Annotated in this window: 20 protein-coding genes; 8 read left to right on the plus strand and 12 right to left on the minus strand. The window is 65.6% G+C overall.

Annotated features, from left to right (window positions below; translation table 11 throughout):
- Positions 1 to 15: 15 nt before the first annotated feature.
- Positions 16 to 1,431, minus strand: a complete 1,416-nt coding sequence (locus BG83_RS0100785; RefSeq protein WP_024974927.1) for a M20 family metallopeptidase — start codon at positions 1,429 to 1,431, stop codon at positions 16 to 18.
- A gap of 225 nt (positions 1,432 to 1,656) precedes the next feature.
- Here BG83_RS0100785 and BG83_RS0100790 point away from each other — a divergent pair, with 225 nt between their 5' ends.
- A complete protein-coding gene (locus tag BG83_RS0100790) occupies positions 1,657 to 1,932 on the plus strand; it encodes a hypothetical protein (RefSeq protein WP_024974928.1) in 276 nt (91 codons plus the stop codon).
- A gap of 33 nt (positions 1,933 to 1,965) precedes the next feature.
- Here the strand turns inward: BG83_RS0100790 and BG83_RS0100795 are convergent, their stop codons facing one another.
- The 4 genes from BG83_RS0100795 to BG83_RS0100810 form a co-directional block, all read right to left on the minus strand.
- Positions 1,966 to 3,276 carry a HipA N-terminal domain-containing protein gene (locus tag BG83_RS0100795; protein ID WP_024974929.1) on the minus strand — a complete coding sequence of 437 codons (1,311 nt, stop codon included), beginning with the start codon at positions 3,274 to 3,276 and terminating at the stop codon, positions 1,966 to 1,968.
- 549 nt (positions 3,277 to 3,825) lie between these two features.
- The gene (locus BG83_RS0100800) at positions 3,826 to 4,758 is read right to left on the minus strand and encodes a DMT family transporter (RefSeq protein ID WP_024974930.1); all 933 of its coding nucleotides are present in this window, start codon (positions 4,756 to 4,758) and stop codon (positions 3,826 to 3,828) included.
- A gap of 59 nt (positions 4,759 to 4,817) precedes the next feature.
- Positions 4,818 to 5,363: a methylated-DNA--[protein]-cysteine S-methyltransferase gene (locus tag BG83_RS0100805; RefSeq protein ID WP_024974931.1), complete on the minus strand. Its 546-nt coding sequence runs from the start codon at positions 5,361 to 5,363 to the stop codon at positions 4,818 to 4,820.
- A 21-nt stretch (positions 5,364 to 5,384) separates the two neighbouring features.
- Positions 5,385 to 6,860, minus strand: coding sequence for a DNA-3-methyladenine glycosylase 2 family protein (locus BG83_RS0100810; protein ID WP_024974932.1), 1,476 nt, complete (start codon positions 6,858 to 6,860; stop codon positions 5,385 to 5,387).
- Between the two features lie 138 nt (positions 6,861 to 6,998).
- On the opposite strand from BG83_RS0100810, the gene BG83_RS0100815 reads away from it, so the two are divergent.
- On the plus strand, positions 6,999 to 7,745 hold the full coding sequence (locus BG83_RS0100815) for an SDR family oxidoreductase (RefSeq protein ID WP_024974933.1): 747 nt from the start codon (positions 6,999 to 7,001) through the stop codon (positions 7,743 to 7,745).
- Between the two features lie 7 nt (positions 7,746 to 7,752).
- Here BG83_RS0100815 and BG83_RS0100820 read toward each other — a convergent pair whose 3' ends face one another.
- Positions 7,753 to 8,637 (minus strand): neutral zinc metallopeptidase, encoded by an 885-nt coding sequence (locus BG83_RS0100820; protein WP_024974934.1) that lies wholly within the window; start codon positions 8,635 to 8,637, stop codon positions 7,753 to 7,755.
- Between the two features lie 318 nt (positions 8,638 to 8,955).
- On the opposite strand from BG83_RS0100820, the gene BG83_RS0100825 reads away from it, so the two are divergent.
- Positions 8,956 to 9,546 (plus strand): hypothetical protein, encoded by a 591-nt coding sequence (locus BG83_RS0100825; RefSeq protein ID WP_024974935.1) that lies wholly within the window; start codon positions 8,956 to 8,958, stop codon positions 9,544 to 9,546.
- Between the two features lie 16 nt (positions 9,547 to 9,562).
- Here the strand turns inward: BG83_RS0100825 and dapA are convergent, their stop codons facing one another.
- From dapA to BG83_RS0100845, 4 genes are all read right to left on the minus strand, one after another.
- Positions 9,563 to 10,447, minus strand: a complete 885-nt coding sequence (gene dapA, locus BG83_RS0100830; protein WP_024974936.1) for a 4-hydroxy-tetrahydrodipicolinate synthase — start codon at positions 10,445 to 10,447, stop codon at positions 9,563 to 9,565.
- A gap of 8 nt (positions 10,448 to 10,455) precedes the next feature.
- Positions 10,456 to 10,803: a hypothetical protein gene (locus BG83_RS0100835; protein ID WP_024974937.1), complete on the minus strand. Its 348-nt coding sequence runs from the start codon at positions 10,801 to 10,803 to the stop codon at positions 10,456 to 10,458.
- 127 nt (positions 10,804 to 10,930) lie between these two features.
- Positions 10,931 to 12,247: an MFS transporter gene (locus BG83_RS0100840; protein ID WP_024974938.1), complete on the minus strand. Its 1,317-nt coding sequence runs from the start codon at positions 12,245 to 12,247 to the stop codon at positions 10,931 to 10,933.
- A 102-nt stretch (positions 12,248 to 12,349) separates the two neighbouring features.
- A complete protein-coding gene (locus BG83_RS0100845) occupies positions 12,350 to 13,981 on the minus strand; it encodes a gamma-glutamyltransferase family protein (RefSeq protein WP_024974939.1) in 1,632 nt (543 codons plus the stop codon).
- Positions 13,982 to 14,095: 114 nt separating this feature from the next.
- Here BG83_RS0100845 and BG83_RS0100850 point away from each other — a divergent pair, with 114 nt between their 5' ends.
- Entirely contained in the window at positions 14,096 to 14,980 is an 885-nt protein-coding gene (locus tag BG83_RS0100850; protein WP_024974940.1) for a LysR family transcriptional regulator, read from the plus strand.
- Between the two features lie 34 nt (positions 14,981 to 15,014).
- Positions 15,015 to 15,425 (plus strand): DoxX family protein, encoded by a 411-nt coding sequence (locus BG83_RS0100855; RefSeq protein ID WP_024974941.1) that lies wholly within the window; start codon positions 15,015 to 15,017, stop codon positions 15,423 to 15,425.
- A 9-nt stretch (positions 15,426 to 15,434) separates the two neighbouring features.
- Here BG83_RS0100855 and BG83_RS0100860 read toward each other — a convergent pair whose 3' ends face one another.
- Positions 15,435 to 16,991 (minus strand): MFS transporter, encoded by a 1,557-nt coding sequence (locus BG83_RS0100860; RefSeq protein WP_024974942.1) that lies wholly within the window; start codon positions 16,989 to 16,991, stop codon positions 15,435 to 15,437.
- 73 nt (positions 16,992 to 17,064) lie between these two features.
- Between BG83_RS0100860 and BG83_RS0100865 the strand changes: the two genes are divergently transcribed.
- From BG83_RS0100865 to BG83_RS0100875, 3 genes are all read left to right on the plus strand, one after another.
- Positions 17,065 to 17,973, plus strand: coding sequence for a LysR family transcriptional regulator (locus BG83_RS0100865; protein ID WP_024974943.1), 909 nt, complete (start codon positions 17,065 to 17,067; stop codon positions 17,971 to 17,973).
- 64 nt (positions 17,974 to 18,037) lie between these two features.
- The gene (locus tag BG83_RS0100870) at positions 18,038 to 19,003 is read left to right on the plus strand and encodes a LysR family transcriptional regulator (RefSeq protein WP_024974944.1); all 966 of its coding nucleotides are present in this window, start codon (positions 18,038 to 18,040) and stop codon (positions 19,001 to 19,003) included.
- A 35-nt stretch (positions 19,004 to 19,038) separates the two neighbouring features.
- Positions 19,039 to 19,506, plus strand: a complete 468-nt coding sequence (locus BG83_RS0100875) for an MliC family protein (RefSeq protein WP_024974945.1) — start codon at positions 19,039 to 19,041, stop codon at positions 19,504 to 19,506.
- Here the strand turns inward: BG83_RS0100875 and BG83_RS0100880 are convergent.
- Positions 19,503 to 20,468, minus strand: a complete 966-nt coding sequence (locus BG83_RS0100880) for an MBL fold metallo-hydrolase (protein WP_024974946.1) — start codon at positions 20,466 to 20,468, stop codon at positions 19,503 to 19,505. The two genes, BG83_RS0100875 and BG83_RS0100880, sit on opposite strands and share 4 nt — an antisense overlap.
- Positions 20,469 to 20,497 lie beyond the last annotated feature (29 nt).

The raw sequence follows: 20,497 nt of genomic DNA on the forward strand, positions 1-20,497 counted from the left end.
CGCATTAACGCCGGCTTACTGGCCCGACGCCTTGTTCCATTGCAGCGCATTGAGCACCGCCAGCGACATTGCCGTCACACCCGTCTTGATGGACGGTTCCGGCACGGGCGCGAACAGCGGTGAATGATTGGTCGGCAGCGGCTTGGCCCCCGGCTTGAGCGAGGCAAAGAACGTCTGCGGATCATTCACGCCGATGAAGAAGAACATCGACGGGATGCCTGCGTCAACAAACGCCGAGAAATCTTCGCTGGCCGTGATGGGCGGCACGCGCAGTACGCGGTCGTTGCCAAAGGCGGTCTTGAACATCGCCTCGGTGCGAGCGACCACGGTCGGGTCGTTGTTGACCGCCTTGCCGCCCTCGGTGATCTTGATGTCGGCGTCCGGCGCACCCGACATCTCGGTGACGGCCTTGGCCGTGCGGCGGATGCCATCGAGCATCTTCTGGCGCACCGCCGGCTTGTATGAACGGATCGTGCCGCGCAGCAGAACGCTGTCGGGGATGATGTTCTCGGCGCTGCCGCCCTGGATGGCGCCGATGCTCACCACGCCAAATTCCTGCGGATCTTTCTCTCGGCTGATCACGCTTTGCAGATCGACCACGAAGCGCGCCGCCATCATCACCGGGTCGATGGTCTTGTCGGGCGCGGAGCCATGGCCGCCGCGGCCTTTGAACGTAATCTCCAGCCCGTCGGAGTTGGACGTGATCGGACCGCTGTTGAAGACGATCGAACCGTACGGCCCCGGGCCCGTATGCAGCGCAAACGCATAGTCGGGCTTGGGAAAGCGCTTGAAGAAGCCGTCGTCGATCATGCTCTGCGCGCCCGTCACGGTTTCCTCGGCAGGTTGCGCGACGAACACCAGCGTGCCGTGCCAGCGGTCCTTGAGCGACACCAGCGTCTTGGCGGTGCCGACCCACGACGCCATGTGCACGTCGTGCCCGCAGCTATGCGCCACGCCCACGTCTTCGCCGCGCCATTTCGTGTGGACGTGGCTGGCGTAGGGCAGGCCGGTTTTCTCTTCCATCGGCAGCGCGTCGAGTTCGGTGCGCACCAGGATCGTCGGGCCGGCGCCATTGCGATAGACCGCCACCACGCCGGTCTTGCCCACGTGCTCCGTCACGTCAAAGCCGATCTTGCGCATCTGCGCTGCCAGCGTGGCCGCGGTGCGTGTTTCCTGGAACGCCAGTTCCGGATGCGCGTGGATGTCTTTGTAGAGCAGGTCGAGCTGACCGTATTCGGCATTGACCGCCGCGTCCACCGCCGGTTTGATCTGCGCCACGTCGATCCCGCCGGCCGTGGCCGCCGCAGGTTGCGCAGTTGCGGATGGCGCGCCGCCAGGGCTGAACGGAATCTGCGCGAACGTGGGCAGGGCTGCACTGGCCAGCAGCAAAGCGAGCGCAGTACGTTTCAACCGGATGGGGGGCTTGATCATGGATGTCTCCTGTCGTTATGGTGGCGCCGACAAAGTCGTTGCTTCGTCAATCGATTCGATTATGCAACGCGATTCATGGCATGTGCACCCGGGGGCATCCCCAAGTCGATCATTCGCGTTGGGTGGAAACACGCTCAAGGGCAAGCGCCACGCTTGGCACTCGGTAGGCGCTTTCCTAGACTGGGTCAGGTGTGCTGTTCCAGTGAATCGAACATCGAAACGCGGATGAATCCGACGACGTCTTGTCTACAGCTAGCGTTTCGCGATGCCCCGCCCGGGGAGACGGCGATTCGTGCGGCGCTGGAAGCCGCGCAGCGGGTGCTTGAACGCAGTGGTGTGTCGCCGCGCGAGGCGTTCGCGGCCTACCAGGCCTTCGCCAGCGGGGCAGGAAGCCCCGATACGCTCGCACTGACATTTGCCCGCGCCGAGGCTGAGGCCATGGATACGCTGGCCGCGCACGGCTACGCCCGCTATGGCACGGTCAGCCTGGCCGCGCTCTAAGTTTGTTGGCGGCGCCAGCCTCGCGCTTGAGTTTCAGACTTCGGCGGTCTTGCCGCCCAGTCGCCGTGCCGTCTCGGACACATGCCGGTGAATGCGCGCGAGGAAATCGATCTCCGCCGCGCGTGTCGGCGAATGCCCGAGCGCCTGTGACAGATGCGTCGCCACGAATGAGGACTGCGGCGCCAGCATACTGATCAGCCGCAGCAACTCGCGGCGCGCCTGGCTGGCGTCGTAGCCGAGGTGATCGGCCAGGGCGAGCAGCGCGTCCTGGTCGATGGCCTCATAGCGGGCTTGTGCGTCCGGCGACAGTTCATCGGCATTCCATTCGTTGGCGTAAACCGCCGCGCAGAAGAGGTGATCGTGCGCCGCAAGGCGGATGCCGTCCGCACCGATGTGGAAATGCAGTGTGCCGGCCGATGCATTGCGTCCGCCGATCAGCAGGCAGAACACCATCCAGCGGAACAGCGCGGCCGTGGCGGAAGCCTGATCCGCGCACAGGCTCGCGCATTGCGCGACCTGCTCGACAGTGATCGGCAGAAAGCGGTGTTGGGGTGAGAGCCCCAGCAGTTGCACCGCCGAGACGACATAGCGTGCCTGCACCAGCGCCGTATCGTCGCTCTTGCAGCGCAGGGTGCGATCAAGGCGCTGTACCACGGCGGCCGTTTCGGGAAACTGGCGCAGACCGATGAACGGTGTGTCCAGCCCGATGCTGCGGCCCAATAGCGTCGCCCAGCAGTGGTTGATGGTGGCGTACGGCAAGTGCGCGCCTTCGCCCAGATCCAGCCGCACGAAGTGGCTCGACTGCGCGGCATTGGCCGGCGCAGAAAACCGCCCGAGCCACATCGACACCGGCAGGCCATTCGAAGCCAGGAAGGGCAGGCTGATTTCTTCGGACGTCACGGCAGCATCGGTGCCGTAGCGCGCGCGAGGTTCAGCCACGCGCAGTGGCGTGCTGCGGGGCGGGCGTCCGATGGTTTGCTGGAACTGCAGCACGAGATCGCGTTCGGACAGCCCGTCGGCGCGGCCGCTGCATGGCTTGAGGCCGATGGGCACCAGGGCCAGCGGGCCATCCAGATGCGGCGCCGCTTGCGCCAGATGTTCCAGTGCCGCGGCAGCTGCCTTGGGCGTGTTGCGTGCCGGTTCGGGCAGCAGGTATTCAAAGAAGTGGCGCACCGGCTGGGCTTTTGCCGTGTCGGCGATATTGCCGGCGGTGCGCGGCAGGTGGGGGCTCAGATCAAAGCCCTGCGACGAAGTCTGCCAGCGAGAATCGTATTCGAACGCCCAACCGCTGCGGCCGCACGATAGCTGACCGATCAGGTGCTTATTCAGGTAGACGTCCAGCATGCGCGTATCCAACGTATTTGATGGAGCGTGCTTAGTCGGCTGTGCAGCGGATAACCCGCCGGCAATTGGGAATTCGGCTGCTTTGCAGCAAATATGCCATTCCCTTGCACGCCCCTCATCGACCGAGGGCGAGCATAACAAAGAAAATCTGCGCAACGCGTACGGAAATCCGATTTCGATGATGCAAGTTTCTCAAATCGGATTATCGGATTGTTAAGATCGAGTGCGCGTTGGTCGATGTTTCAGGCGTCTACTTCAGTTTTGCAGATTTTTTAAATCTAGCCAGAGAGCCAATGCTGGCGCCATTGAATAAATTTCAGAGGCACCGAGGTGGCAAGGTATTCATTACAAATCGGCGATTTATCGCGACAGTGCCAGCACTTTGCCGCGCTGCACGAATTGGCGGAAAAGTCCTTCGCAATGTGCGGCCGGAGGTGACATAACCGCATTGCTCACGGATTCAAATACGAATTTAAGCGCCGGCTTCAAGCGGGTTTTGATCGATCCGGGCAGTGCCCCGGCCACCCGGGGCACGATCAACGCGGCTACTCAGCGGCCGGAACGCAAAAGCGAATCCTGATCCTTTCCTGCGGCCGCCGCACTTGCAGGAGCCTTTTTCCCTGGTGCGAACACGCCGGTCGACAGCGACGTGCCGAGCAGGATCACCGCGCAGCCGATCACCATGTTGAGCGTCAGCTGCTCGCCCAGGAACAGGATGCCCCACAGCACGCCAAACACCGGAATCAAAAAGGTGACCGACACTGCGCGCGTCGGCCCCACGTGCGCGACAAGGCGGAAGAAGAGGATGTAGGCGACGCCCGTGCATGCGATGCCCAAGGCTATGACATGCAGCCACACGCTGCCGGTGGGCGTGTGCGCGGGCCACAGCCAATAGGCCAGCGGTGCGAGCACGATGGCGGCGGCCAATTGGCTGCCGGTCGCCACGGCCAAGGGCGGCACGCCGGTCAGGAAGCGCTTGGTGTAGCTGCTGGCCACGCCGTACAGCACGGTGGCCGACAGCGCTGCGGCTACCGCCATGCCGCCTTGTTTTGCGTCGATGACAGACGACCCGCCCACCAGCACGATGACGCCGATGAAGCCGATCGCCAATCCAAGCACGCGCAGCGACGACATCCGCTCGCCCAGCCATGTGAACGCGACGATGGCCGCAAACAACGGGGCCGCCGCATTGAGCACCGAGGTGAAGCCCGCCGTGAGGGTGAGTTCGGCATAGGCGAACAGACAGAACGGGATGGCCGAGTTCAGCACGCCCACGGCCAGCAGATGCGGCCAATGCGCGCGCAGCGCCCCCATGCCGCCGCGCAAGGTCAGTATCGGGACGAGGAAGCACGAGGCAATCGCCACGCGCAGCGCAATGAGCGCAACGGGCCCGAAAGGCGGCGCTGCCACGCGCATGAACAGGAAGGAGCCGCCCCATAGGGCAGCCAGCGTGAGAAGTTCAAGCACATCGGAGCGGCGCATGAAGGGGGCTCGTTATCGTTGTGGGGCGGTGTGCGCGCATTGTCCGCGCGATTTGCGTTTTATGCAGGTAGAAGTGCTAGCGTGCCTTGGCGATCGTCGGCCATGGGCAGGCGTTCGCCAACCCGCGCGGGATGACCTTCGAGCCGCAGCAGCGCGGCCTTGCGTGGCAAGCCGCCGGCATAGCCTGTGAGCGCCCCATCCGCGCCGACCACGCGGTGGCACGGGATGGCGATGGATATCGGGTTACGCCCCACGGCGGTGCCCACCGCGCGCGCATGTTCGCGCGTGAGCCCCAGGCGCGCTGTGATCTGGCCGTAGGTGGTACGGCCCCCGAACGCGATGTCGCACAGCAGGCGCCAGACGTCTTGCTGAAACGGTGTGCCCTCGGGGGCCATCGGCAGATCGAAGTCGTGGAGCTTCCCGGCAAAGTAGGCAGTGAACTGCGCCTGTGCCTCGCGGATGACCGGGATGTCCGCGCCCGGCGACATGCGCGCGGCATTCAGCGGAATCGTCTTCTGGCCGGGAAAGAACGCGCCGGTCAGGTGGGTGTCGGTGGCGGTCAACAACAGATCGCCGAGCGGGCAGGCAAAGGTGTGGCGGTACATGGCGGTCGATTCGTCAGTTCGTCAACTCGATACAAGCGGGGTGAGCGCATCCTCGCGGTGCCAGAGATGCATGGCCGCATACGCGCGCCACGGCGCCCACGGTTCGGCGCGCTCGACCATGGCCCGGCGCGTGGGCAGTGCGCCGTCTCCGTTGGCGAGGCGCTTGCGCAGGACGTAATCGCCCAGCGGAAACGCGTTCGGCCAGCCCAGTGCGCGCATGGCGACGTATTGCGCTGTCCATTCGCCGACACCGGGCAGCGCTTGCAAGGCAGCCAGCGTGGGGGCGAGCGGCACCAGCGGTTCGAGCCGCAGGCCCCCACCGTCGATGGCGCGGGCGAGTTCTACGACGGCGGTGGCGCGGCTGGCTTGCAGACCCGTCTGCGCGGCCAACGCTTGCGCATCAATGTTTGCCAGTGCGGCAGCGCTCGGAAACGCCATCGACAACCCTTCGCGCGATTGCGGCAACGGCATGCCATACGTGGCACTCATGCGCCCGAGAATGCGTCGCGCCTGCGCCAGCGAAATGACCTGCCCGGCGATGGCGCGCACGGCAATCTCGAAGCCGTCGACAGCGCCCGGCACGCGCAGGCCAGGCGTTTCCGCAGCAAGCGTGCCGAGGTGCGCGTCCACCAGATCGGGCCGGCAATCGAGGTCGAACAGCCGCCGCGCGCGGGCCAGCACGGGCGGCATGGCATGCAGCAGGCTGGGCGACAGCGTGAGCGCCACCGCGTGGCGTTGCGGCACATTGCGCGCGTGAAGCCAGCCGATGTGCCGCGCGCCAGCGTAGTCGACGGTAATCGTGCGTGCGTAGCTGTCGGCGTCGACCACTTCGACGCCGTCGACCGCTCGTGCCCGCAAGAATTCGAGCAATGCCTGCCACGCAAACGGCGGACGGTAGCCCAGCATGAGCGTGGGGCCGTCTTCGGCGCGCGGTGCCGTCGTGCGCGAGCGCAGGCGCGTGGGCGCAAAGCCGTAGTGCTCGGTAAAGCCGCTGTTCAGCCTGCGCACGCTCCCGAAGCCGGCCGCAAAGGCGACATCGCCGACGGGCATGGCGGTATCGGTCAGCAGCTGTTTGGCAAGCAGCAGGCGCTGCGTTTGCGCGTACTCGATCGGTGAGACGTCGAACTCGGCGCGGAAGATGCGGCGCAAGTGGCGGTCGGTCACGCCCACGGCTGCAGCCAGCGCGGCAAGGTCGTGCTCTTGCAGAAAGCCTTCGTCGATCATGCGGGCGGCGGCGCGCGCGAGGCTCGACGACATCTCGGCCAAGCTGTGCCCCGGCGCCAGTTCCGGCCGGCAGCGCAGGCACGGCCGAAAGCCCGCGCGCTCCGCAGCGGCTGCCGTGGTGAAGAAGCGGCAGTTCTTTTCCAGCGGCGTGCGAACCGCGCAAACGGGGCGGCAATATACGCCGGTGGATGTCACACCGACGAAGAACCAGCCGTCAAAGCGACGGTCGCGCGATTGCACGGCGTGGTAGCAGGCGTTGTGGTCGAGATGCATGGTGGTGATCGGGGAACCTGGCGGCTAGTCTAGCCCTGTCGGGTCGCATGGGTTCGCCGGATTCGGACAAGTCCCTCCATGCCAAAAACTCGGCATCTCGGCACAATTGCGCACACAACAACACATCGGGAGATCGGCATGTCCAAGACCATCGTCATTACCGGCGGGAGCCGGGGTATCGGTCGCGCCACGGCGGTGCTGTGTGCGCAACGCGGCTGGTCTGTCGCGCTGCAATATCGCGGCAACCGGCAGGCAGCGGAAGAGACGGTGGGGCTGATCGAACAGGCCGGCGGCCATGCGCTGGCGGTGCAGGGCGACGTGTCGAGCGATGAAGACGTGATTGCGCTATTCGAGGCAGCGGCGGGGCGCTTTGGCGCGCTGCATGGCGTGGTCAACAACGCCGGTATCGTGGCCGAGGCTCAGGATGTGGCCGACATGACCACGCACCGGCTGCGCACGATGTTCGAGACGAATGTGCTGGGTGCCTTTCTGGTAGCACGCGAGGCGGCGCGGCGGCTGTCGACGTCGCGCGGCGGCGTGGGCGGTTCGGTGGTGAACGTGTCGTCGGCGGCCTCGCGACTGGGGTCACCGCACGAGTATGTCGACTACGCCGCCTCAAAGGGTGCCGTCGACACCATGACGCTGGGGCTGGCGCGTGAACTCGGGCGCGATGGCGTGCGCGTCAATGCCGTGCGCCCCGGCTTGATCGAGACCGATATCCACGCCTCAGGCGGCCAGCCCGATCGCGCGCAGCGCCTGGGCGGCGCCACGCCCGTCGGCCGGCCCGGCACGCCGCAGGAAGTGGCCGAGACCATCGTCTGGCTGCTCTCCGATGCGGCGTCATACGTGACGGGCGCGCTGCTGGATTGCTCGGGTGGGCGCTGATCGGCGATCAGGCATTCGCTCCGGAGCGGAAGGTATCGCACTGGCGAAGGTCGCCGCCATCGAAGCCCTGGCGGAACCAGTGCATGCGCTGCTCTGACGTGCCGTGCGTGAAGGCATCGGGCGTGACGCTGCGGCCCGCGTTGCGCTGCAGCGTGTCGTCGCCGATGGCGTGCGCGGCAGTGAGCGCTTGCTCCAGATCGCCGCGCTCGAGCAGACCGCGTTGCTGCGCAAAGTGGCCCCACACGCCGGCAAGGCAATCGGCCTGCAGCTCCAGCTTGACCGACAGCGCATTCGCCCCAGCCTGCGATTTGCCGGCCTGCGCGCGGCTGACCTTCTCCGACACGCCCAGCAGGTTTTGCACGTGGTGCCCCACCTCGTGCGCGACGACGTACGCGGCGGCAAAGTCGCCCGGGGCGCCAAACTTGCGGCGCAACTCGTCGAAGAAGCCGAGGTCGAGGTAGACCTTGGTGTCGGCCGGGCAATAGAACGGACCGACGGCCGAAGTGGCGTCGCCGCAGCCTGAGCGGATGCCCTGGCGGAACAGCACGAGCTTGGGCGGCTGATACGCACGGCCGGCTTGCTTGAACAGTTGCGTCCAGGTGTCTTCGGTGTCGCCCAACACATGCGAGACCAATTGTTTGCTGCGGTCGTTGTCGGTTTCTCCGGCGGGCCGGGCAGGGCTGTGCGGCGCGGATTGCGTCGGCGCGTTCTGCGACACCTGCATCACCATGCTGAGGATTTCCAGCGGGTTCTTGCCCATCAGCAAGCCCACAACGGCCACGATCGCGATGCCGCCGATGCCCAGCCGCATGCCGCCGCCACCGAAGCCGCCGCCCGAAGACGCGCGCTCATCCTCGACGTTATTGCTTTCGCGCATGTCATCCCAACGCACGGTGTTCTCCTTGATAGGCCTGTAAGGCTAGTAGGGCAGGGTCGGTCCGGGCGTCACACCCGGTAAACTTTGCAAAGTCTACCTGCTGTGCGTATGTACGGGCATGCCGCCGCGCTGCCGAATCGTCTGTGCGAAAAGCCGGGGCCAGGATTGACAAGGCTTGGCGGCAATTTGTGGCACCGCACCATCCCCGGCAGGAAACTTGCTAACCAAGGCTGCTCATCCTCCGTCCGGCTGTCACACAGGTGACATGCGGCGGTTTCCGAATAACGTTCGGCAGAAGACGACGCTGCCGATCCATGATCTCGAGTTCTCACCATGCGCTTGCCTGCTTCGATCACTGCTCAACCGCCAGACGCCACGGAGCCGTCGCATCTGGCTGCCACCCATGTTGACCCGACCGAGGTGTCGGATGTGGAGCAGGCCGCCGCAGAGCGCAAGCCGCGGTGGGAGCGCGTGTCGGGTGCCGTAGTCGGCGGCGCATTCAGCAGCGTTGCAGCCGCGTTGATTGCTGTGACGGGGGCGATTTACGTCGGGATGTACCACGCGCCCTGGGTGAAGAGCCTCGCCAGCCGCACGCCGACGGCCGCGCAGGCCGGCGATGCGATGAGCGTTGCCATGGCCGCCGGGCCTGCCAACGCAGCGACGCCGGCGCCGACCGCCGCATCTGCACCCACGGAAGCGGCTACGCAACCCGCATCGCCCGACCGCGTTGCGGCAGCGCGTGACCGGATGGAGCAACGCGTGTACTCGCAAGTGCCGCCGCCGCGCGCGCGCACGGTCGCCGAACGCGAGACGCTGGAAGACAACGACGCGCCGGCATCCGCCAACGCACGTCGTCATCATCGCGGTACGCGTTACATGCGCCATGGCGCGCCGTTCAACGCGGCCTGGTACAAGGGCGCCTGATCGGCCTTCTCGGTATCTAGGCCAGTCGCAGCGGGCAATCTGCTTCGAAGTTTTCCAATGTGTGCATCGCTGTCATCAGGCGCCGGTGCAGCGATTCTGACACCGGCAGAATCGGCGCGCGCGTATCTGCGCCAATGCTTCCCTGCGCAGACAACAACGCCTTGACCGGCGCCGGGTTTGGCTCCGCAAACAGCAGCGCCGCCAACGGCGCGAGGGCGTCGGCCAACCGCCGGGCTTCGTCGATGCGACCCGCGCGATGGTGCGCAACGAGTGCCACGAATAGCTCAGGCCGCAGATGCGCGCCGGCCAGGATGCCTCCCGTGCCGCCATGTGCCAGGCATTCGAGCAGCGCGCTGTCATCCCCGCTCAGCACATCCAGCGGCCCGCCTTGCAACGCGCCGAAATGCTCGGCCACACATTCCTTGATGGCGACGATGTTGGGCTGCTCTGCCAGCACCAGCGCGGTCTGCGGCGCGATCGAGACGCCCGTGCGCTTGGGCACGTTGTAGAGCACCAGCGGGCGGGTCGTGCTGTCGGCGACTTGTGCGTAATGCCAGCGCAATCCCGCCTGCGACGGGCAGACGTAGTAAGGCGGTGGCACCAGGTAGCCCGCGCTGTTCCAACGCTCGTAGTGTCGGATTTGCGCGCAGACTTCGCCCGTGTCCGCCGCGCCCACGCCTATCAGAAAGGGCGTGCGATCGCCACAAGCGTCGGCGATGGCTTCCAGCACGGTATAGCGCTCGATTTGCGAGAGCAGCGCGGCTTCGCCTGTCGTGCCGAGTGCAACGAAACCCGACACACCGGCGCTTTGGTAATGGCACACCAATCGGCGCAGCGCGGTGGTGTCGACGCGATCGCGATGAAACGGTGTGACCAGCGGAATCCAGATTCCCGAGAACATGGCGCGCCTCAGTGCAGCGACGCGATCGCGCGTTTGTGCGACATGCACAGCGGCGTAATTCTGCCCAGCATGGCACAGGGCAAGCCACGCAGCAGCGCGCCGATTACCGCATCCACATCTGCATGGGCCAGTTCCAAATCAACGGTGATTGCCTTGCGGCGAGCGTCATGCCGGACGATGTACAGCCCAAGCGTGTCGCCGAGCAGCGCGTGCAACTGCCGGCGAATCGCGTGCGGCGCATCGCCGGGCACCGTCACGCGCAGGCACACGTGTCGGCTTGCCGGCATGGCAACCGCGCGAGGCATCGCCGCCGGCGAGGGTGGCAGCAACTGCGGAACCAGCGAAGACAGGAGCATCGATCGCGCCATGATGAGGTGGCGACGGCCTGCGTCGCCATGTCGTTGAACATGACGACACCGTATCGATTCGCTCGTAAAAAGCGTGAAAAAGGGGCGTGACGCCGCGTAAAGAAAGCGTAAATGCTCAGCCAGCGTGCGCTTGCCTGCGACGACGCAGCGCGATCATCGTCAGCGAGATGCCGCTCACCGCAGCCGCGGTCAGCACGTAGTAGCTCGGCGCCAGCGTATCGCCGGTGGTATGGATCAGCCACGTGACGATAAACGGCGCGAACCCGCCGAACAGCGTCACGCCCAGGCTGTAGCCGAGCGACAGGCCGGTCGAGCGCACGCGCGTGGGAAAGATCTCCGACATCAGCGCCGGCATCGGGCCCGAATATGCGGCCTTGAAGATGCCCGACACGGCTTGCAGGGCCAGCAGCGCGCCGATGGTCGGATATACGCGCAACAGCGCAAACATCGGATAGATCAGCAGCATCATCAGCACCGACGTGGTGAGCATGATGCGGATGCGGCCAATGCGATCCGACAGCGCGCCCATCACCGGCGAGAGCAGGAACTGCAGCCCGCCATTGAGCACGACCACCGCGAACGACTGCGCCGCCGGCAGGTGCAACTGCTTGACGGCGTACGTGGGCATGTAGAGCTGCAGCACGTACACCGACACAGTCGATTGCGCCACCACGCCCACCGCAAGCAGCAAGTTGATCCACTGCGCTTTGAAGGAAGCTTGCGGGTCGACCGTCGTCTTCTTCTGCTCGGCAACGAACTCGGGCGTCTCGTCCAGATGGCGGCGGATGTAGAAACCCACTGGGCCGACCAGCAGACCAAAGATGAACGGCAGCCGCCAGCCCCAGCCCTCCAGGTCCGCTTGCGTAAGCGATGCCGTGAGCAGCGCCCCCAGCCCAGCCGCAAGAATGGTGGCAATGCCCTGGCTGGCGAACTGCCAGCTTGCGTAGTACCCGCGCCCGCGCGTGCTGTGCTCCACCATGAAGGCCGTCGCGCTGCCGAATTCCCCACCCACCGCAAAGCCCTGGACCAGACGTGCAAGCAGGATGGTGACGGGCGCCACGATGCCAATCTGCTGGTAGCTCGGCATCACGGCAATCACCAGCGTGCCGACAATCATCAGCAGGATCGACAGCGTGAGTGCCGCCTTGCGCCCCTTCTTGTCGGCATACATGCCGAGCACGATCGCGCCCACCGGCCGCGTGATGAACGACACGCCAAAGCTGCCCACCGCAAACAGCAGCGAGACCCATTCGTCATCGGCCGGAAAGAAGAGCTTGCCGATGATGGACGCGAAGAAGCCGTAGACGAGAAAGTCGTACCACTCCAGCGCATTGCCGATCGACGACGAAATGACGATGCGGCGCGCGTGCGCTGTACTCGTTGGTGCAGGACGAGCGGGTGCAGCAGAGCCTGCCGCAGAAGGGGCGGTCATGATGAGGGTTCCTTTGGTGCCGGCCGGGATCGTTTTTATAGAGACTGCAGCGCGTTGCCCGCCCGGTCCGACAGGTCAGCGCGCTGGTGCGGCGGGCCTTCTTTAGAAGCCCACTGCGTGGCCGTCTCGGCGGCTGTCGCTGGCCGCCACGTAACCGTGGTCGGCGTCGTCCGACAGGCGCCAGATGAACTGGCCGGAGCCGAAATCCATGTACGGATCGGCCACCGATTCAAGCTTGTGCCCGCGCGCTTCCAGCGCAGCGACGGTCTTGGCGTTCATCGTCCCTTCCACGTCCAGCGTGAAATCACGGTTGACCTTCCAGCGCGGTGCATCGCATGCGGCCTGCGGCTGCTGCTTGTAATCGAGCATGCGCACAAGCGTCTGCAGGTGGCCCTGAGGCTGCATGTCGCCGCCCATCACGCCAAAGCTCATCTGCGGCTGGCCATCCTTGGTCAAGAACGCCGGGATGATGGTGTGGAACGGCCGCTTGCCGCCTTCCACCACGTTGGCCGAGCGCGCATCCATCGAGAATCCGAAGCCGCGGTTCTGCAGGCTGATGCCCGTGCCTGGCACCACCACGCCCGAGCCGAAGCCCATGTAGTTGGACTGGATGAACGAGACCATCATGCCGTTCTCATCGGCGGCGGTCAGGTACACCGTGCCGCCGGCGCGCGGCATGCCGAAGGTTGGCATCTGCGCGCGGCCCATGTCGATGAGCTTGGCGCGTGCATCGAGGTACGCGTCGTCGAGCATCTGCTCGGGCGTGACTTCCATCGAGCGCGGATCGGCCACGTATTTGTACAGATCGGCAAACGCCAGCTTCATCGCTTCAATCTGCAGATGCTGCGAATCAGCCGAGTCGACGGGCAGGGCGCCGAGGTCGAAGCGGTCGAGAATGCCCAGCGCGATGAGCGCGGCGATGCCCTGGCCATTCGGCGGAATCTCGTGCAGGTCGTAGCCGCGATAGCGCTTGGTGATGGGCTTGACCCACTCGGGCCGGTAGTCGCGCAGGTCTTGTGCGGTCATGCCGCCGCCGCATTCGCGCGAGTACGCGGCAATACGTTCAGCGAGTTCGCCTTCGTAGAAATCGCGGCCGTTGGTCTGGCCGAGGCGGCGCAGCGTGGCAGCGGCATCAGGCAGCTTGAACTTCTCGCCCACTTCCGGCGCGCGGCCGTGCGGCATGAAGGCCTGCGCGTAGCCCGGCTGGTTGTGCAGCTCGGGAATGGCCGCTGCCCACTTGTGCGCAACGATGGGCGCGATGGTGTGGCCGCGCTCGGCAATCTCGGCGGCAGGTTCCAGCACATCGGCAAACGGCAGCTTGCCGAAGCGCTCGTGCAATGCGGCCCAGGCGGAGACTGCGCCCGGCACGGTTACCGCATCCCAGCCGCGCGTGGGGCGCTTGGGGTTGCCGTTGGCGTCTTCGCCGTACTTGTTGCGGAAGTAGTCGAGGTTCCAGGCTTGCGGCGCGGTGCCGGAGGCGTTCAGGCCGTGCAGCGCCTTGCCGTCCCACAAGATGGCGAATGCATCGCTGCCGAGGCCGCACGAGACGGGCTCGACCACGGTGAGCATGGCCGCCGCTGCGATGGCCGCGTCCACGGCGCTACCGCCCGCGAGCAGCATGCGCAGTCCGGCTTGCGCGGCCAGCGGGTGGGACGTGGAGACAACGTTGCGCGCAAACAGCGGAATGCGAACGGTGGGATACGGGTTTTGCCAATCGAAGCGGTGGGAGGACATGGTGCTCAAGCGGGAATGTTTGACGAATGATTATTTGCGGTGCGCTGGATTTAATAAAGTTAAAATTCATTGGATGCAGCTTAAGAAAAACTTGAGAGTTTGCCGCGCCTTGCTGTGAGTACCGTTCGCTTCCTCCGCACCTTTGTTGCCGTGGCACGCCATGGCTCGTTTGCCGCCGCCGCCGAGCGCGTTGCGCTGACGCAGGCCGCGGTGAGCCTGCAGATGCGTGCGCTCGAAACCGAACTGCGCCGCGATCTGTTCGACCGGTCGGGGCGCACTGTCACGCTGAACGCCCATGGCCGAGCGCTGCTGCCCCAAGCCGAACACCTGCTGGGCCTGTACGACGCCATGCGCATCGGCGACGAACCGCAGACGGAGTTGTCCGGCGCCGTGGCGATTGGCGCGGTGGTCTCGGTGATGGGGTCGCTGGCACATGCGGTGGCGGGGCTCAAGCAGGTGCACAAGGGGCTGGACGTCAAGCTCATCACCGGCAAATCGGGTGAACTGGCGGAGCAGGTGGAAGCCGGCGAGCTGGATGGCGCGCTGGTGGTCGAACATCTGGAGCGCCTGCCTGCCAACCTTGCGTGGCATCCGCTCTATACCGAGCCGCTGGTGGTGGTGGCGGGCCGCCATACGCGCGGCCGCGCAGAGGAAGTCCTGCGCACCCATCCGTTTTTGCGTTTCGACCGCGCGGTGCGCACCGGCGCGCTCATCGACCGCGCCCTGCGCAAGACACACATGGCGGTCAACGAGTTCATCGAGGTCAATTCAATCGAGGCGATTGTCGAGCTGGTGCGTCAGCAGGTGGGGGTCACGCTGGTGCCGCGCCTTCGCCGCGCGAGCTGGGAGAGCGATCCGGCCCTGCGCGTCCTGCCCATGCCGCCGCAGACGCCCGTGCGCACCGTCGGCATGATCGAGCGAAAAGAGCATGTGCGGCACGGTGTGATTCAGGCGGTACTCGATGCGCTCGAAACCACACTTGGCAATTCCAGCGCCTAGACTGGAGCCACCACAACTGGCTCCGGAGGCCGCGATGGACGCATTCATTCAACGCTGGCGCGACGAATTGATCCTGCTCGCCCGCATCCTGATGATGGTGCTGTTCGTGATGTCCGGTTGGGGCAAGCTGACAGGCTTTCAGGGCACCGTCGGCTACATGACGAGCACAGGTGCGCCCATGCCGACGGTCGCTGCTGCGGTTGCCGTCGTCATGGAGTTTGGCGTGGGCATCGCCTTGCTCATCGGCCTGTGGACGCGGCCGCTGGCCATTCTGATGGCGCTATTCGTGCTCGGCACGTCGTTCATCGCCCATTCCTACTGGGATATGCAAGGCGCCATGGAAGCTGCCAACAAGATCCAGTTCTACAAGAACCTGAGCATCATGGGCGGGCTGTTCCTGCTGGCCGCGACAGGGCCGGGGAGATACGCGGTACAGAAGTCGTGATGCGCACGCTCAGCGCAACGACCGCTGCACCAACACCAGCACGGCAAACACGCCGCACGCCACCGCAAACCAGCTGAAGAGCTGCGTACCGGCCAGCAGCGTGGCTTGCCGATCAATCTCGGCGGACAGGCTCGCCAGGCGCTCCGGCGTGAGCGGGTTGGCGGATTGCAGGTCTGCCGTGAAGCGCGTGACATGCGCCACGATCAGCGAGCGCGATTCCGCCTGCTGCGTCTGCAGTGATACCGCGGCCAAGCCCGTACCCACCGCGGTCGCAAACTGGCGCGCGATGTTCTTCATCTGATAGCCGTGCGCGAAGTCTTCGCGGTCGAGATCGAGGTAGGTCATCATCGCGACCTGGATCATCACCGCGCCCGGCGTGATGCCTTCCAGGACCGACACAGGGAAGAACGCATAGTCCGGCGCGCCCGGCATCAGGCTTGTCGCCAGCAGCAGCGCCGCTGCCGCATACACGGCAAACCCGATGGCAATGAAGCGGCGCTTGCGGAAGAAGAATGGCAACCAAATCGTCATGACGACGGCCACCACCGTTGACACTGCCCCGCTGATCATCAGAAACAGCGTGGTTGTGCGGAACGTAAAGCCAAGGCCGCCCTGCGATACCGCCGGAAACAGGTACGACCAGTACCCGCTCATCAGGTAATAGATGCCGTAGAAACCGATGCCCCACAGGTAGCGGCGACCGTTCAGGCGCGAGAGGTCGAGCCACGGGTCGGGGTGCGTGCGCAGGCGGTGGATGGCCAGCAGCAGCGAAGCCGCACCGCCCAGCAACAACAGCGGAATCAAGGGCGAGGCCGTCAGCCGGCTGTAGCGCAGTTCCGACAGGCCCATCAAAACCGACAGCGCGCCGATGGCCATGGCACCCACGCCAACCCAATCCCACTGGCTGTCTTCGGGCGGCGCTTCATCGGGGCGGCGCGCGGCGCGTGTGCGCGGCTGATGGTGCTCAGGCGGCAGGAAGAACACCGCCACCCATGCCACGCCGGCCAGCGCCAGTTCGATCCAGAAGATCACGCGCCATTCGCTGTACTCCAGCACCTCGGCGCAGATCCATGGCGCAAGGGTGGTCAGTCCGAACAGGCCGACGCTGAACATCAGCATCGGAGGAGTGCGCTCGTCGGGCTCGGCCGTGAGCTGCACCAGAATGCGCGACGCCGAAAACAGGCCGCCCGCGCCCAAGCCCTGGATGGTCCGCCCGATGACCAGTTCGCCGATACTGTTGGACTCGGCGCACACCACGCAGCCGATGGCGAACAGCACGATGCCCACCAGCGAATACATCCGGTAGCCCACGTGTGCGGCAATGCGGCCGATGGCAAGGTTGGCGACCACGGCCGCCACGGCATACGCTGTGACGGCGTACAGATACGCCTCGGGGCTCGCATGCACACCGCCCTGGATGTGCTGGCCCGCCACGGCGAACATCTGCGAAGAGACAAAATCGAGGCCTGTGGAGAGGCCCATCGCCAGCCCAAAAGCGTGGACGCGCGCCGAAGAAAAGTGGGGAAACGCCCGCAGAGACGCGGGTTTGAGGATTTGCAGCGACATGTGCCCGAGCATAAACTTGCCCGCCAGCCGGATAAACGGCCAACTCTAGGAACACTGTCCAGTCATGCGAACAATGGAGTGGAACGACTGGGAAACCTTCTGCCGCGTGGTGGAGGCCGGCAGCTTCACCGCCGCCGCCGAGGCGCTGGGCATCCCCAAATCGACGACCAGCGCCGCCGTATCACGGCTGGAAGCCGCGCTGGGCGTGCGCCTCATGACGCGCACCACACGCCAGTTGCGGCTGACCGACGCGGGCTCGCAGTTCTACGACGACATCGCGCCGTTGTTCGAGCGCCTGCGCGAAGTGCACGCCGACACCACCGCAGCCAGCGAAACCGTGGCCGGCACGCTGCGCATCGCCGCGCCGTACGAAGTCGGTGCGCAGCACCTGACTGAACCCGTGTGCCGCACGCTTGAGAAGTATCCGCATCTGCAAATCCAGGTGCACATCTCGTGGGAGCAGCCCGACCTGCTGGCCAGCGGCTACGACATCGTCTTCGTGATGGTCGACCAGATGCTGCCGGATTCGTCGCTTGTGGCGCGCCGCGTGGTGCTGATCCCGCGCGGCCTGTATGCGTCGCCGACCTTGCTGGCGGAACGCCCGCCGCTCAAGACGCCCGTCGACCTTGCCGGCTGGCCGTGCCTGTCCGGTCCCGACGATGCAAGCTGGGCCTTCCGCCCCGTCGGCCAGCCCGCGGTCGAGCCAATCGAAGTTCCGATCCAGCCACGCCTGCAGACCTTGAATGCCGAAATGCGCGCCCGCGCCGCCGTGCGTGGCCTGGGCGTGGCGCGCATGGCCCGCTCCGTGGGCGATACGGAAGTCGCGGCCGGGCGGCTCGTACGCGTGCTGCCCGATTTCGAGCTGACTGCGCTGCGCGTCTACGCGCTGATGCCCGCCCGCAAGCTGGTGCCGCGCAAGGTGCGCGTGTTTCTGGATGCGCTGGAAGCGGAGGGCGTTTCCGCCACACCGGCGCCCGCCTAGCCGAAGACCAGCGCTGGATGTCACAATCGGCGCTTCCCTATTCGGATTGTGAGGACCTGCGGCCATGCGTCTGCGCCAGATTGAAGTCTTCCGCGCCGTGATGCTGGTCGGGACCGTCAGCGAGGCCGCGCGCATGCTGAACGTGTCGCAACCCGTGGTGACGCGCGTGCTTCAGCACACCGAGCTGCAGCTCGGCTTCCGCCTGTTCGACCGCACCAAGGGGCGCCTGCAGCCCACCGCCGAGGCGTTCGAACTGTTCAGCGAAGTCGAGCGGCTGTATCAGGAGGTCGAGCGCGTGCGGCGCGTGTCGGCCAATCTGCGTCACAAGGGTGCGGGGCGCTTGCGAGTGGCCGCGACGCCCAGCCTGGCGCCCAGCATCCTCGCGCCCGCCGTGCGGCGTTTCTCGCAGCGCCATCCCGATACGCTGGTACGCGTGTTCACGCATCACACGGCTGAGATCGTGCAGGGCTTGCTCTCGCAGGACATCGACGTCGGGTTTGCCTTTGCACCGCCCGTGCATCCGGCCATCAGCACCACGCCGGTCGCGCAGGGCCGCATCCTGCTGGCCGCGCCGCGCGCCTGGGTGGGCGGCAAGACCGATGGCCGTGCGCTGCACAAGCTCGTTGCCGAAAAGCCTTTCATCGGACTGGAAGACCAGATCTCGCTCGGCTCGCTGGTCGGGCAGACGCTGGCGCGCGGCGGGCTGGCGCCGCAGTCGACGCTGGAAGTGCAGACGTATTCGTTGGCTCGTTCGCTGGTGGAGGAGTCGCTCGGCGTGACGATGCTCGATCAGTTCACAGCCGCCACCGGCAGCATGGAGCGCATCGCGCTGTTCGCGCTGGAGCCGGCGCAGACATTTGACGTGCGCGCCATGCGTGCCGAGCATCACGCGCCGTCATCGCTGGCCGATGGCCTAGTGCAGTGCTTTGCCGAGGCCGCGCGTGCGCTGTCAGAGGAGCTGCCACAGCGCGTGGAGCCGACTGCATTCGTGCTCAAGCCCACAGAACCTGACAGCGACGCGGCAGACTAACCGGCTTGCGCTGACCATTTCCTGGAGACGGATCCATGCGTCGTTTTGCAACCGCAGTGATGTTCGGGCTGGCGCTTGGCGCTGGCGTATTCAGCGGTATCGCCACCGCGCAGCAGTCGCCGGTGCCGGGTATGTCGTCCGACGATCTGAACACCGCGCTCGACTTTGCCAAGGCCGGGCTCAACAAGGCGATCGATCAGGCGCGTGCGTATTCTGCGTTGCCGATCAAGGACCCGCACGACGTGCGCTACACGTGCGAAGGCGGCAAGACGCTCCTCGTGAAATACATGACGGTGGGCGATACGCCGCTGGCCGCCATGACACTGAACGGCAAGACGCTCGTGTTTGCCAACGTGATGGCCGCTTCCGGTGCGCGCTACGCGTCGGGCCAGTATGTGTGGTGGACGAAGGGCCCCACCGGCTTCCTCGCCGACGAGACCCTGTCTGGCAGCCGTAATCAGCTCTACCGCGATTGCAGCGAAGCGACCAGCGGCCGTCCTTAAATTTCCTGCAGATCGTGCCCGACGATGATCTCGCCCTTGAAGTGCGGGCGCACAGCATCCAGCCAGACTGAATCTTCCAGGAACGGATAGCCGCCGGGCACGAAGTGCGACAGCACCAGCGTCTTCACCTTGGCCTCGGTGGCAATGCGGCCGACCTCTTCGGTGGAGGTGTGGCTCGCCAGCAGATGCTCGCGCAGCGTCTTGGCGTTGGGCTCGGTAGACAGCAGCTTGTCCAGCGACGGCAGGTGCATCACCTCATGGACGAGCACATCGGCACCGTACGCCAGCCGCACGAGGTTCTCACTCGGCGCCGTATCGCCGGAGATGACGATGGAGCGGTCTGCCGAATCGAAGCGAAACGCAAATGCCGGCGACACCGGCGGGTGCTTGACCAGCGTGCTCGTCACCTTCACGTTGGCGTCCTGCATGACCAGCCCGCCTTCGCTGATTTCGTGTGGATGGATCATCGGCGCCAGCGGTGGGCGGCCTTCGTCGGCAATGCGGGTGCGGATGTCGTAGTCGTACAGCTCAAGGAACTTGGTCGTCATCGCGGCCAGCGGGGGCGGGCCCCAGGCGTCGACAGGGCCCGTCAGATCGGTGGCCCATGCCAGCAGCATCAGCGTGCCGTAATCGGCGTTGTGATCGGAGTGCTGATGCGTGATGAAGACGTGGCGGATGTCCTTGAGCCTGAGGCCTGCCGTCACGTATTGGCGTGCGACACCGTTGCCGCAATCGACCACGTACGACACGCCGTTGATGACGATCACCTGCGCCGGCGCCGAGCGATTCTTCTTCGGCGTCGGCCCGCCTGCCGTGCCCAGCAGGATCAACCGCGTGCCCTTCTTGGGCGCATCGGCGGCCAGGGCGCTCAGCGGCAAACTTGCGGACGCTGCGCCCGCACCCACGGCCAGCGCGCCGGCCTGCCGCATCCAGCGGCGACGGTTGTTGTCGAAAGCGTGCATGCGGCGGTCTCCACTCTGTTGTTGTCTGC

The organism is Ralstonia pickettii (assembly GCF_000607165.1).
Classification (GTDB): Bacteria; Pseudomonadota; Gammaproteobacteria; order Burkholderiales; family Burkholderiaceae; genus Ralstonia; species Ralstonia holmesii.

Coding starts and splice junctions, on each gene's coding strand:
- BG83_RS0100810 (WP_024974932.1), bottom strand. CDS start 6,860: ATGCATCTCGACCACAACGCCTGCTACCACGCCGTGCAATCGCGCGAC.
- BG83_RS0100800 (WP_024974930.1), bottom strand. CDS start 4,758: ATGCGCCGCTCCGATGTGCTTGAACTTCTCACGCTGGCTGCCCTATGG.
- BG83_RS0100875 (WP_024974945.1), top strand. CDS start 19,039: ATGCGTCGTTTTGCAACCGCAGTGATGTTCGGGCTGGCGCTTGGCGCT.
- BG83_RS0100845 (WP_024974939.1), bottom strand. CDS start 13,981: ATGTCCTCCCACCGCTTCGATTGGCAAAACCCGTATCCCACCGTTCGC.
- BG83_RS0100880 (WP_024974946.1), bottom strand. CDS start 20,468: ATGCACGCTTTCGACAACAACCGTCGCCGCTGGATGCGGCAGGCCGGC.
- BG83_RS0100795 (WP_024974929.1), bottom strand. CDS start 3,276: ATGCTGGACGTCTACCTGAATAAGCACCTGATCGGTCAGCTATCGTGC.
- BG83_RS0100825 (WP_024974935.1), top strand. CDS start 8,956: ATGCGCTTGCCTGCTTCGATCACTGCTCAACCGCCAGACGCCACGGAG.
- BG83_RS0100785 (WP_024974927.1), bottom strand. CDS start 1,431: ATGATCAAGCCCCCCATCCGGTTGAAACGTACTGCGCTCGCTTTGCTG.
- BG83_RS0100860 (WP_024974942.1), bottom strand. CDS start 16,991: ATGTCGCTGCAAATCCTCAAACCCGCGTCTCTGCGGGCGTTTCCCCAC.
- BG83_RS0100835 (WP_024974937.1), bottom strand. CDS start 10,803: ATGCTCCTGTCTTCGCTGGTTCCGCAGTTGCTGCCACCCTCGCCGGCG.
- BG83_RS0100855 (WP_024974941.1), top strand. CDS start 15,015: ATGGACGCATTCATTCAACGCTGGCGCGACGAATTGATCCTGCTCGCC.
- BG83_RS0100840 (WP_024974938.1), bottom strand. CDS start 12,247: ATGACCGCCCCTTCTGCGGCAGGCTCTGCTGCACCCGCTCGTCCTGCA.
- BG83_RS0100865 (WP_024974943.1), top strand. CDS start 17,065: ATGGAGTGGAACGACTGGGAAACCTTCTGCCGCGTGGTGGAGGCCGGC.
- BG83_RS0100790 (WP_024974928.1), top strand. CDS start 1,657: ATGAATCCGACGACGTCTTGTCTACAGCTAGCGTTTCGCGATGCCCCG.
- BG83_RS0100870 (WP_024974944.1), top strand. CDS start 18,038: ATGCGTCTGCGCCAGATTGAAGTCTTCCGCGCCGTGATGCTGGTCGGG.
- BG83_RS0100805 (WP_024974931.1), bottom strand. CDS start 5,363: ATGTACCGCCACACCTTTGCCTGCCCGCTCGGCGATCTGTTGTTGACC.
- BG83_RS0100815 (WP_024974933.1), top strand. CDS start 6,999: ATGTCCAAGACCATCGTCATTACCGGCGGGAGCCGGGGTATCGGTCGC.
- dapA (WP_024974936.1), bottom strand. CDS start 10,447: ATGTTCTCGGGAATCTGGATTCCGCTGGTCACACCGTTTCATCGCGAT.